Consider the following 12,059-nt stretch of genomic DNA (forward strand, 5'->3'; position numbering starts at 1 on the left):
GCCTGGGGGTGCCCGGCCGCGGGGCGCTGGGCCGGGGAGTGGGCGTCGATGGCGGACCCGACTGCCCGGGCGACGGACGCGGCCCAGCGGACGGACGCGGCCCAGCGGACGGCGTCGTGTAGGGGTTGTTACCGGGCGCAGCCGACCGGGGTCCGGGACGCGGCCCGGGCCGGGGGCCGCCAGCGGTCGGACCGCCAGCGGTGGGACCCGAGGGAGGAACCGGGGCGCCGGGACGCGGACGGCCACCGCCCTGCGGTGCACCGGGACGCGGAGCGTTCGGCCCGGGCCGCGGCCCGGAGGGAGCGGACGGCACGGACGGCATCGGCGGCGCGGGCACGGCGGAGGGAGCGGACGGCACGGACGGCATCGGCGGCGCGGGCACGGCGGAGGCCGCGGCCGGACGGGGAGCGGCGGGTGCAGACGTCGGGGAGGCCTGCGTCGGCGAAGCCTGCACCGGCGAGGCCGGTAGCGGCGGGGACGCGGGCGAGGGGGACGGCGCCGGGGTCGCCGGACCGGGCCGGCCGAGGGGACCAGGCCGCCCGGGAACCGGGCGCGGACCGGGCCGAGGCGCCAGACCAGGACGGGACGGCGGGGTCGGACGAGCGCCGCCACCCGGCGGTCCCGGACGGCTGGTGGCCCGGCCCGGGGAAGTGGGTGCGCCGTCGGCGGGGAACGCTTCCTTCAACTTGCGGACGACGGGTGCCTCGACAGTGGACGAAGCGGACTTCACGAACTCGCCGAGATCCTTGAGCTTGGCGAGCACGGTCTTACTGTCGACACCAAGCTCCTTGGCGAGCTCGTGTACGCGGGCCTTTCCTGCCACGGTGCTCCTTCGTTCGGCCCGCGGTCCGTGCCCGCGTGACCTCGTTACCTGCCGGTCGTGATCATGGCTGGGTGCTCATTGAGCGGTCATCGCTGTCTCGACCTGCTTCCCTGTCGACGTCTGTTGGCGCCGCCTGTGGGAGCGGATGCCGCTGGCGCGGGTACCCACTCCGTCTGACCCGGCCGGTCCGCTGCCGCGGTCCGCCCGTTCCATCCATCCATCTTTACCTGGTATCTCCCTGTGCCTGGCGCGACTACGGCGGACCGCTCCCGGAGGGACCGGACCACCGCGGGCGAAACCGCTCCAGATACAGCCTGACCTGCTTCGACCCGAGCGGGCCTGACACCCGCAGTGCTCGTGAGAACGCCTTGCGACGCTCCGCGAGATCGAGGCATGCAAGATCAGGATGCACGTGCGCACCCCGACCACGCATCCGACGACGAGCATCCGGCAGAAGCTCGCCGCCTTCTACGACGATACGCAGTAGGTCAGAACTCGGCGCACGGCTTCGACATCCGACACAGGTACGGACGGGCTCCGCACGACGCGCCATCGTAAGTCTATCCCGCCTGACCCCGAGAATGGCCACCCGCGGCAGGTGATCGCCGCGGCACCGTAGCTGGTCCCGATCGTCGGGGCGCTCCAGCGGAGTCCCGTTCGGATCCGCTCCCAGCGCCCTCGCCGGAGTCCTCGGTGTCAGAGTGGATGTCGATGCGCCACCCCGTCAGCCGGGCGGCGAGGCGGGCGTTCTGCCCCTCACGCCCGATGGCCAACGACAGCTGGTAATCGGGCACCACCACCCGCGCCGAGCGGCTCGCCGGATCCGTCACCTCGACCCGGGCCACCCGGGCCGGGGACAGCGCGCTCCCGACGAAGGTTGCCGGGTCGGCCGACCAGTCAACGATATCGATCTTCTCGCCCCGCAGTTCGGCCATGACGGCACGCACCCGGCTGCCCATCGGCCCGATGCACGCGCCCTTGGGGTTGACCCCGGCCACCCGGGACCGCACCGCTATCTTGCTGCGATGCCCGGCCTCCCGGGCGATCGCGGCGAGTTCCACGGTGCCGTCGGCGACCTCGGGCACCTCCAGCCGGAACAGCCCCTTCACCAGCTCGGGATGGGTGCGGGACAACGTCACCGTGGGTCCGTGCGGCCCCCGCGCGACGTGCACCACATAACACTTGATCCGGTCGCCGTGTTCGAGCCGTTCGCCGGGGACCTGCTCGGCCGGCGGCAGGACACCCTCGACAGTGCCGAGATTGACGAGCACGACCCTGGAGCCGGCCCGCTGTTCGTGATGTTGCACCACGCCGGAAACGATCTCGTGCTCCCGGTCGGCGTACTGGCCGTAGGTGACCTCCTGCTGGGCCTCGCGCAGCCGCTGCATGATCACCTGTTTGGCGGTCATGGTCGCGATCCGCCCGAAGTCCGCCGGGGTGTCGTCGTACTCCCGGCTGGTGCCGTCCGGGCCCTGTTCCCGGGCAAGGACGGAGACATCTCCGGTCGTCCGGTCGATCACTACCCGGGCGTCCTGCGCGGACCCGGCCGTGTGGTGATAAGCCGTCAGCAGGGCCGTCTCCATCGCCTGCACCAAGGTGTCAAAGGCAATGTCCTTCTCCCGCTCGATTCCGCGCAGCGCGGCCACGTCGAGCTTCACCGGGTCATCTCCTTACCGGCCGCGCCCCGGGGGCCGGCCTCCCGGCCGTCGTCATTGGATTCCCTCCCCGGCGCCGCCGGAAGATCGTCGTCCGGCTCTCCGTACCCGAGATCGGCTGTCTCGCCGGGTTCCACCAACACGGCGGACAAAGACGGCGCCTCCACCGACTCGATAGAAAGATCATCATACGCCTCGGCCGAGAACTCGACCTCGACGGTAGCCCGGGTCACCTGTGCGAAGGTCACCCGCGCGAGCCGCCGACGCGGGGGGCGTCCGGGCCGCGCGGGATCCGTCGCCACCGCCAGATCCGCCCCCGATTCGTCGGCGGACAGGACACGCCCGGCGAGGACGATGCCGTCTCGATCACGTACCGTGACAAACCTGCCGATCGCGCGGCGCCAGTGCCGAGGCTCGGTCAGCGGCCGTTCGACGCCCGGTGAGGTGACCTCGAGAACATAAGGCCCGGCGACCAGGCCCTGGCCGTCGGTCTCGGCGGCGTCAAGCAGCTCGGAGGCGAGCCGGCTGGCGTCCGCGACCGCGTCCAGGTCGACTCCTCCGTCGCGGTCCACCACCACCCGCACCACGCTGCGCGATCCGGCCCGTGTCACCGTCACATCCTCGAGATCGAAGCCCGCGTCGGCGAGGCCAGCCACCAGCCGAGCCCGCAGCGCCGTCCGAACGCCGCCGCGCCCGCGGGCCGATCCGGATGGGCCCCGGTCGCGCGCGCGGCCGGCCTCCCCCGCCCCTGCCACTTCGACCGTCCCTTCCCGCATCCGCGATACCTGATCATCCGCCGAACCCACGACGTCGCTCCCCACGCCGTAGGCCGGCCGCTACGTTGTCATCCCCCGGGGGCGATACCCAGGTTCGGCCGGCGCCATCAAGCCGTGCGACCCTCATCGACCCGACCCGCGGCACCGTCGAACAGCGAGGACCGACCGCCGACGGTCCCGCCGGGCTGGGCCGCCCCGGGGCGACGGCATCCCGGGTGAGATCCATAGCCTACGTCCGCCCCGACCGGGATCCGTCGCGACCCGGGGGTAACCGGATCAGGCCGCGCGGACCACACGGCGTTCCGGACGACAGCAGGGGATGTGCAAAGCTGCGACGGTGGATCCGGCGAACCTCACCCACGCCTCCCGACGACGGCTCCTCACCGGGCTGACCAGCCTTGCCCTTACCGGATTCGCCGGATTTGCCGGATTCGAGGCCGCCGGCTGCAGCTCCACGGTCGCAACGAATCGGACCGGTCCCGCGGTGGGTCCGGACGGCGACGACCGCCGGGCGGCGAGGGCCGCCGCCGTCCGGGCGGCCGCGCTGGCCGCGGCGTACCGGACGGCGGCCGAGCGCCACCCGTCCCTGCGTCCCCTGTTCGACACGCTGCGGGCCCATCACGAGGTCCAGCTCCGGACCTTGGCCGAACAGTTCCCGGGCTCCGCACCGACCACCCCGACCCAGGCAGCCACCCCGACCCAGGCAGCCACCCCGACCCAGGCGATCGGGCGTGACGGCGCCGGGACGGCGGGAACGGCGCAGCTCGTCAACGAGTCACCCACGGCCCGCGCAGCCACCCTCGCCTCCCTGACCGGGATGGAGGGTGCGGCGACGAACGCCGCCCGCACCGACTGCCTGCGCGCGGGCGGTCCGCTCGCCTCCCTGCTGGCGAGCATGTGCGCCGCCGGGACCGCGCATGCGGAGCTGCTGGCCCTCGCTGCGAGCCGGGTGTCCGGATGACCGCCGACACACCATCGGGCGATCCGGCGTCGGCGACCCCCACGGGATCGACCGCCGCAACCGAGCACCCGGATCCCGTGGGCGTCGCGGCACTGGTCACGATGCTCACGGCCACGCATGCCGCCGTCTACGCCACCGCGGCGGCGGGAGGTGCCGTCGCGCCGCTCGGCCCGGCCGCGGCTCAGGCGCGCGAGCTCGCGCGACTGAGCTGTCTGGCGCACCAGGCGCTGCGCGACGACCTCATCACCGCGATCCGGGCCCGCGGCGGGGATGCGCCACCGGCACTGCCCGCCTATCGGCTCCCCGTCGCGCCGGAGGGCATCGGGGCGGCACTGGCCCTCCTGGCCAGGATCGAGGACGCCTGCGCCATGGCGGCCCACGACGCTGTCGCCGTGCTCGTCGGGGACGTCCGTGCGCTGGCTCTGGACGCGCTGACCGGCACCGCCGTACGCGCGCAGCGGGCCCGCATCGCGGCCGGCATGCCGCTGGCAGCCGCGAGCCGCGCGCTACCGGGGACATGACCTGGCGTCCGGGGAGGCCGGGCCGCTCCCGAGAAGCGGGCCGCTCCCGTCAGCGGGTGACCCACGCGTCGGGATCGCAGCCGAGGGTGGTCACGATGTCCGGAAGCTGACCACTCGCCACGTCGGCGAGGGTCACGGCCTCCAGCACCCGCCGCAGGTTCACCCGAACCGCGATCCACACATCCTGCAGGTGCTTGGCCGCGCCGTCGTAATTCGTGTCCTCAGGACGCCGGCCCCGCACGCTGGCGAGCGGACCGTCGGTCGCCCGGATCACCGTGGCGATGGTGATCCGCTCGGGGGGAAGGCCCAGCTGGTATCCCCCGTCCGCGCCCCGGCGGCTCTGGACCAGCCCCGCCCGGCGTAGATCGGTGAGGATGTTCTCGAGGAAGCGCAGCGGCAGATCCTGCGCCTCGGCAAGCGCCTCGCCCTTGACGAGCCGACCGTTGCTCGCGGCCAACGTCAGGAGTGCGCGCAATGCGTAGTCGGCGCGAGCGGAGATCTGCATGCATCCATTTTGCCGCCGGTCCTCGCCGAATGGGTGGGCCGGGTCGGCACCGGGCGAGGCACGGCCCCGCGCCGACGGGCGCTGTTCCCGCCGCCGGCTCGGCCAACGAACCTGCCGGCCAACGAACCTGCCTGCCGGGGAATCGGGAACTTCCTCAGCCAGCCCTCTCGGGACGGGGGGCGTCCGCGCCGCCTCCGGCGGAGGAGGTGGCCGTGGCGGCGGCTGCGGCGGACCCGTCGGCGCTGCCGCTCCGGCGACGCCGAGCTGCCCGGACCGCCGTCGTACCCTCCGCAACCAGCCCACGGCGCTGCCGCATCCGCTGGTCCGCAGCGTTGAACCCGGCGTCGATGAGCACCCCGATCACGAAAATCGTGATCATCGAGGCCAGTACCCCGACCGTGTCGAGTAGTTCGCGGGCATTCTGCAGATCAGCTCCGACGGACGGATGCCCCGGAACGATGACCAGCAATTCGCCGGCCATCAGGCTGCGCCAAGCGAACGCCCAGCCCTGCTTCAGGCCCGCGAGCACCGAGGGCAGGGCCGCCGGTACCACGACGTACCGGTAGAGGGACAGGCTACGCGCGCCCATGCTGCGGCCGACCTGGACCAGCAGAGGCGGCACGTAGTCCACGCCGTAGATGACGCCGTTGGCCACCGACGGCGCCGCCCCGAGCACCACCACGAACATGATTGCGGACTCGCTGAGCTTGAACAGCAGGACGGCGAGCGGGAACCAGACGATCGAGGGCATCGTCTGCACCGCGGTGATGAACGATCCCACCGCGGTACGCAGGACTCCGAAGCGGGACACCGCGATCCCGACCACGGTGCCGATGAACACGGCTAGGGCATATCCCTCCAGGGCCCGGACCAGGGTGCGGGCGAGGGCGTCCCAGAAGTGTCCGCTGCCCAGCTGGTCGACGAACTCGCCCAGTGCCTCGCCCGGGCCGGGCAACACATAGCTGGGCTTCCAGCCACTCCAGACGACGATCTGCCAGAGCAGCAGGAACAGGAGCAGAGCGCCGAGCTTCGGCCAGCTGGCCGCCCAGACGCGGACCGCGAACGGCCGCCGTTGCGCGGTCGGGATGTCCAGCGCGTCGAGGCCGGCGAGGGCCGTGTCGACGTCGAAGGACTTGCCCGCCTCGCCGAGCAGGACACTCTTGTCGGTGGAGACCTTGTCGGTGGAGACGCTGACGTCAGTGGCCATGGCGGCCGACCTCCTCGCGTAGCCGCGCGGTCACCTTGGTGGCGAGCTCCGAGACGTGGGTGGAGTCGATCCGGCGGGGGCGGTCGAGGTCGACGTCGAAGATCTCCGCGACCCGGCCAGGCCGGGAGGACAGCAGCACGATGCGGTCACCGAGCCGGACCGCCTCACGCACATCGTGGGTGACGAAGATGACGGTGACCCCCGTCTCCCGCCAGATCCGTTCAAGTTCGTCGTGGAGCAGATCGCGGGTCATCGCGTCGAGCGCACCGAACGGCTCATCCATGCACAGGATGTCGGCCTCCTGCGCGAAGGCCCGGGCCAGGCTCACCCGCTGGCGCATGCCGCCGGACAGCTCATGGGGGCGCTTCGCGGACATACCGGCGAGCCGGACCATCGCGAGCAGACTCTCGACCCGGTCCCGCCGCTCGGCCTTGCCGATCCCCCGCAGCCGCAGCGGCACCTCGACGTTGCCGCCCGCGGTCAGCCAGGGCAGCAACGCCGAGTCCTGGAACATCATCCCGACCCGCCGGCCGGTGGTGTCGACGACGCCCACGGACGGCTGGTCGAGACCGGCGACCAGGCCGAGCAGGGTCGATTTCCCACAGCCGGACGCGCCGAGGAGACAGACGAACTCGCCCGCCTGGACGTCCAGGGAGACGTCGTCGAGCGCCTTGACGCTGGCGGGCCCGGATCCGAAGACCCGACTGACGCGGTGGATGCGCAGCGCGGTGTCGGCGGGTACAGCGGTGTCGGCGGGTACAGCGGTGTCGGCGAGTACAGCGGTCATGGTTCATTCCCCCGTCGCGGTGTATGCGGCCGGTGTGCATGGACGGATGGACGGATGGACGGATGGACGGACGGACGGACCAGGCCGGGGCATCGATGATCGACGCCCCGGCCTGGTCGTCGCCCTGTGGTCTCGGACCGAGGTTCAGCCGGCCCGGCTACCGCCGGGTGCCGCGGGTCAGGAGTCGGCGACCGTCGGTTTGCCCTGCTTGGCGAGGATCTCGTTGAGGACCGTCAGATCGAACAGACCGTCGAGCTTCGGGTTCTTGATGAGGCCGAGCTCCTCCTGGTGCTTCGCCGAGGTGAACAGGGAGGCCGCGATCGGGTCCGGAGTGAAGGTCAGCCCCTTCCAGGCCGAGGTGAGGATCTTGTCGGACAGCGGCTTGCCACTCAGCTTGCCCAGCGCCGTGTTGGTGACCTTCGCGCCGGCGTCACGGTCGGCGTTGAGCGCGTTGATCGATTCCACATTCGCCGTGATGAGCCGGCGGACGATCTCCGGGTTCTTCTTCAGATAGTCCGTGCTCACCAGAAGCACCGTCGTGACGAACTGGCCCTTGGTCTCCCGCCACTCGTCGGCCTCGTCGACGAGCACCTTGCCCCCCGCTGCGACGAGCCGGGAGGCCGTCGGCTCGGGCACCCAGGCCCCGTCGATGGCCCTGTTGGCGAAGGCGTCCACCGTCACGGTGTTGTCCTGGGGCTTGATGGAGACATCACCCCCACCCTGGGTGTCGGTCGTCAGCCCGTTCTTCTTGAGGAAGTACCGCAGCGCCACGTCCTGGGTGTTGCCCAGGCTCGGGGTGGCGAGCGTGGTGCCCTTGAGCTGCGCGACGGAGGTGATCTCAGGCTTGACCACCAGCGACGCACCACCCGAGGTAGCGCCGGAGACGATCCGCACCGCCTCCCCGTGCGACTTGATGAAGCTGTTGACCGCCGGGTTGGGACCGATATAGCCGGCATCGATGGCGCCGGACAGAATCGCCTCCGCCTCCTGCACGCCGGAGTTGAAGGTCGATGTCTTGAGCGTGACTCCAGAGCCGAGGTCCTTGGCGAAGATCCCCTTCTCGGCGCCGTAGAGAGCTGGCGCATGGGTGAGGTTCGGGAAGTACCCGAGCCGTAGGGTGCCGGTGATCTGGCCGTTCGAGGCGACCGTCTGGGAGTCCCCGTCGTCACTCGAGCAGCCCACCACCGCCAGTACAAGCGCCCCCGCGGCGATGAGTGGCGTCGCTGCACGCCACAGTCTGCTCGGCCTCATAGATACCCCCTCACGCGGGCTGACACCCGCGCCATGCAAGTCGATCGAATTCATCGGGATGGTAAGCATGCCAGATGGTGCCCATCCTGGCCAGGTGGCTTCATCACGATGACATCGTTCTGCAATATCTTTGACCGGACATGAGAACATAGCCGACAAAACAGACATTTTTCGCTGGACCGCAGAGGCCCCGGACACCATCGGAGCGGGTCCGGGACGGTCTCAGACCGGGATCGACCTCAGAACAGGATCGACGCGAAGGTCCCGACCCGCTGAAAGCCCACCCGGTCGTAGACCCGGCGGGCGGCATGGTTGAAGTCGTTGACGTACAGGCTGACCCGCGGGGCGAAGGCGGCCCGCGCCAGCGCGACCACGCTCGCGGTTCCTGCGGCGCCGAGGCCGCGCCCACGCAGCGCCGGGTCGACCCAGACGCCCTGGATCTGGCAGACGTCGCCCGCGACGGCGCCGATCTCGGCCTTGAACAGCACCCGGCCGTCGGCGATGTGGGCGAAGGAACGCCGCTGACCGACAAACTCGGCGACGCGGGCGCGGTAAAGGGCGCCGCCGTCGGCGAGCACCGGGGACACCCCGATCTCCTCGGTAAACATGGCGATGCAGGCCGGCAGGATGACGTCCAGCTCGTCCGGGCGCACCGGACGCACCGCCGGATCGGGGGCAACCCGCGGCGGGCGGTCGAGCACCAGCAGGGGCTGGTCGGCCCGTACCTCTCGGGCCCGCCCCCAGGTCGGCTCCAGATGCTTCCACATCGCCGTCACCGAGGAGGAGACGCCGACGATGGACGAGCAGCGCCGTCCCTGCCGGCGGGCCCGCTCGGCGAACAGTCTCGCCGAGGTGGGGCCCGCCGCCACGGGCCAGAGGTTGGCGCCGGAATAACACAGGGCGACCAAGCGGCCGTCCACGGTGTGCCCCCACATCTCGGCGCCGAGACGCCACGGGTCGAGCCCCGCCGCCTCGACCCGAGATGCGACGAACACATCGGCGACCGGGTTGCGGGCCAAGAGCTCGCGGACGGCCGGAAGATCCCTGTCGTCAAGCAGACGGGTCGGCGCGGACCGCAGAGGTAGGCCCATCCGGTCGAGCCGGTTAACCTACGGAAACCGAGGGTTCGCCGGACGGGGTGCCGTCCGCCGCCATCTCCTCGGCCAGCCGCATGGCTTCCTCAATGAGGGTTTCCACGATCTGCGCCTCCGGAACGGTCTTCACGACCTCACCTCGGACGAAGATCTGACCCTTGCCGTTCCCGGATGCGACGCCGAGATCGGCCTCCCTGGCCTCGCCCGGCCCGTTCACGACGCAGCCCATGACGGCGACGCGCAACGGGACCTCCATGCCCTCGAGACCGGCGCTGACCTGATTGGCAAGGGTGTAGACATCGACCTGAGCCCGACCGCAGGAGGGGCAGGATACGATTTCGAGTTTACGCTGCCGAAGTCCCAGGGACTCCAGGATCGCGGTGCCGACCTTCACCTCCTCGACCGGCGGTGCCGACAGCGACACTCTGATCGTGTCACCGATTCCCTCGGCGAGCAGGGCCCCGAAGGCGACCGCGGACTTGACCGTGCCCTGGAAGGACGGTCCGGCCTCGGTGACACCGAGGTGCAGCGGGTAGTCGCAGGCCTGGGCGAGCAGCCGGTACGCCTGGATCATGACGACCGGGTCGTGGTGCTTCACCGAGATCTTGATGTCGCGGAAGTCGTGCTCCTCGAACAGCGAGCATTCCCACAAGGCCGACTCCGTCAGCGCCTCCGGCGTGGCCTTGCCGTACTTCGCCAACAGCCGCTTGTCGAGCGAACCCGCGTTGACCCCGATCCGGATCGGAACGCCGGCGGCCTTCGCCGCGCGAGCAATCTCTCCGACCTTGTCGTCAAAAGCCTTGATGTTGCCGGGGTTGACCCGGACCGCGGCGCAGCCCGCGTCGATCGCGGCGAAGACGTACTTGGGCTGGAAGTGGATATCGGCAATCACTGGGATCGGGGACTTGCGGGCGATCGCGGCGAGGGCGTCGGCGTCGTCCTGGCTTGGCACCGCGACCCGGACGATCTGGCATCCCGACGCTGTCAGCTGTGCGATCTGCTGCAGCGTGGCGTTGACGTCCGACGTCAACGTGGTGCACATCGACTGAACAGAGACCGGAGCGTCACCCCCGACCAGGACGTTGCCCACGTGGATCTGCCGGCTGTGCCGCCGCGTGCCGAGCGGACGGGCCGGAGCGGTTGGCATGCCCAGAGTTACGGTCACGTTGTCCTCACTGGCGAATCGGAGACGAAGATCGACGTGCGACTGACTCGGCCTGTCGGCTGCAGGAGGCAGGGCAGAATGGCACACCGTCGCGCATATTCATACGAAATTACTGATTCAGACGAATAGGATTGACTATGTCGGCGGACAGGACAAGCAGACTGAACCCGAGCAGTACGACGACCGTGGCGTACGTGGCTGGTAACAGTTTGGCGAAATCCACCTTCTGCACCGGACCGCGATAACCCCGGAGCCTGCGTAGACCATGCCGGGCCTGCTCGAAGCCCAGCACGGCAATATGACCGCCGTCCAACGGAAGTAGGGGCAACAGGTTAAAAATTCCGACCGCGAGATTGATCGCGGCGACCAGAATGAGAAGGTTCCGCACCCGGTCCACGGCCGAACTGCCCTCGGCCGAGACCACGTCACCGCCGATACGCGCCGCTCCCACCACGCTGATGAAACCCTGGGGGTTGCGGTTGTCGCTGAAGATATTACCGATATCACCGATCCGGCGGGTCAGCGTCTCGTACATACCGGTGAACCCGGACCCGATGACATCGAAGGTGCGGGGCACCGCTTCGATCGGGTTGTAGTGCACTGTCTCGGTTCCCGGTTTGACGCCCAAGGCGCCGACCCGGTCGTCGCCCGCCTGCCCGGTCTCCCGATCACGCCGGACCTCCACCAGGTTCGGCGTGAGAGTGAGGGTGCGGCCGTCCCGTTCGACGACCATCACCGCAGGCCCCGCTCCGTGCGCACGCACCTGCCGGGTGAACTGCGTCCAGGTCGTGACCGGAACTCCCCCGAAGCTGACGATCCGGTCACCCGGCCGCAGACCGGCCGCCGCGGCCGGCCCCGGTCCGGAACAAGTCGCGGTCGTGGCGACGCAACTCGTCGCGCCGACCCTCGACTCGCTGATCGTGGTCGTGCCCAGGACAACGAGCACTCCGTAGACCAGCACGATGGCGATGACGAAATGCACGAAGGAACCGGCCGACATGACCACGAGCCGGGCCCGCGCCCGCGCATTGTGGAAGGCGCGGGGTTCATCGGCCGGATCGATCTCCTCGAGCGGAGTCATCCCCTCGATCTTGACGAAACCGCCGGCCGGAATGGCCTTGACACCGTACTCGGTCTCCCCCCGCCGCCGGGACCAGATGGTCGGCCCGAAACCGACGAAGAACTTGGAAGCCTTCATGCCGTAGTGCCGGGCCGTCACGAAATGCCCGGCCTCGTGCGCGACGACCGACACCAGCAGGGCCAGTGCGAACGCCGCAATGCCGAGAAGCTCCATCAGACCGCCCCCTCGGCGCC

Annotated in this window: 13 protein-coding genes; 2 read left to right on the plus strand and 11 right to left on the minus strand. The window is 70.3% G+C overall.

The features are described 5' to 3' along the window. The 4 genes from AC08OO_RS00235 to rimP all read right to left on the minus strand — a co-directional run. Positions 1–823, minus strand: an 823-nt coding sequence (locus AC08OO_RS00235; RefSeq protein ID WP_476618132.1) for a translation initiation factor IF-2 N-terminal domain-containing protein, incomplete at its 3' end; no start/stop codon positions are given. A gap of 253 nt (positions 824–1,076) precedes the next feature. Further along, positions 1,077–1,376, minus strand: coding sequence for a YlxR family protein (locus AC08OO_RS00240; RefSeq protein WP_476606096.1), 300 nt, complete (start codon positions 1,374–1,376; stop codon positions 1,077–1,079). Positions 1,377–1,383: 7 nt separating this feature from the next. Next, positions 1,384–2,481, minus strand: a complete 1,098-nt coding sequence (nusA, locus tag AC08OO_RS00245; RefSeq protein ID WP_476606097.1) for a transcription termination factor NusA — start codon at positions 2,479–2,481, stop codon at positions 1,384–1,386. Further along, positions 2,478–3,284 (minus strand): ribosome maturation factor RimP, encoded by an 807-nt coding sequence (rimP, locus tag AC08OO_RS00250; RefSeq protein WP_476618122.1) that lies wholly within the window; start codon positions 3,282–3,284, stop codon positions 2,478–2,480. Before rimP ends, nusA begins: the two co-directional genes overlap by 4 nt. A 289-nt stretch (positions 3,285–3,573) precedes the next feature. Here rimP and AC08OO_RS00255 point away from each other — a divergent pair, with 289 nt between their 5' ends. Together AC08OO_RS00255 and AC08OO_RS00260 are read left to right on the plus strand one after the other, a co-directional pair. Continuing rightward, positions 3,574–4,215: a hypothetical protein gene (locus tag AC08OO_RS00255; RefSeq protein WP_476618123.1), complete on the plus strand. Its 642-nt coding sequence runs from the start codon at positions 3,574–3,576 to the stop codon at positions 4,213–4,215. Further along, positions 4,212–4,736: a DUF4439 domain-containing protein gene (locus tag AC08OO_RS00260; protein WP_476609138.1), complete on the plus strand. Its 525-nt coding sequence runs from the start codon at positions 4,212–4,214 to the stop codon at positions 4,734–4,736. The genes AC08OO_RS00255 and AC08OO_RS00260 overlap by 4 nt, the downstream gene beginning before the upstream one ends. 49 nt (positions 4,737–4,785) lie before the next feature. Here AC08OO_RS00260 and AC08OO_RS00265 read toward each other — a convergent pair whose 3' ends face one another. The 7 genes from AC08OO_RS00265 to AC08OO_RS00295 all read right to left on the minus strand — a co-directional run bounded on the left by AC08OO_RS00265 (position 4,786) and on the right by AC08OO_RS00295 (position 12,039). Then, positions 4,786–5,241, minus strand: coding sequence for an RrF2 family transcriptional regulator (locus tag AC08OO_RS00265; protein ID WP_476609139.1), 456 nt, complete (start codon positions 5,239–5,241; stop codon positions 4,786–4,788). A gap of 154 nt (positions 5,242–5,395) precedes the next feature. Then, positions 5,396–6,448 carry an ABC transporter permease gene (locus AC08OO_RS00270; RefSeq protein WP_476609140.1) on the minus strand — a complete coding sequence of 351 codons (1,053 nt, stop codon included), beginning with the start codon at positions 6,446–6,448 and terminating at the stop codon, positions 5,396–5,398. Then, the gene (locus AC08OO_RS00275; RefSeq protein ID WP_476609141.1) at positions 6,438–7,235 is read right to left on the minus strand and encodes an ABC transporter ATP-binding protein; all 798 of its coding nucleotides are present in this window, start codon (positions 7,233–7,235) and stop codon (positions 6,438–6,440) included. The genes AC08OO_RS00270 and AC08OO_RS00275 overlap by 11 nt, the downstream gene beginning before the upstream one ends. 177 nt (positions 7,236–7,412) lie before the next feature. After that, the gene (locus tag AC08OO_RS00280; protein ID WP_476609142.1) at positions 7,413–8,486 is read right to left on the minus strand and encodes an ABC transporter substrate-binding protein; all 1,074 of its coding nucleotides are present in this window, start codon (positions 8,484–8,486) and stop codon (positions 7,413–7,415) included. A 239-nt stretch (positions 8,487–8,725) separates the two neighbouring features. Beyond that, positions 8,726–9,577, minus strand: a complete 852-nt coding sequence (locus AC08OO_RS00285) for a GNAT family N-acetyltransferase (RefSeq protein WP_476609143.1) — start codon at positions 9,575–9,577, stop codon at positions 8,726–8,728. 13 nt (positions 9,578–9,590) lie between these two features. Next, the gene (ispG, locus tag AC08OO_RS00290; RefSeq protein WP_011437949.1) at positions 9,591–10,745 is read right to left on the minus strand and encodes a flavodoxin-dependent (E)-4-hydroxy-3-methylbut-2-enyl-diphosphate synthase; all 1,155 of its coding nucleotides are present in this window, start codon (positions 10,743–10,745) and stop codon (positions 9,591–9,593) included. A gap of 109 nt (positions 10,746–10,854) precedes the next feature. Then, a complete protein-coding gene (locus AC08OO_RS00295; RefSeq protein ID WP_476609144.1) occupies positions 10,855–12,039 on the minus strand; it encodes a M50 family metallopeptidase in 1,185 nt (394 codons plus the stop codon). Positions 12,040–12,059: the final 20 nt, after the last annotated feature.

Source organism: Frankia sp. CeCAU1 (assembly GCF_977971845.1).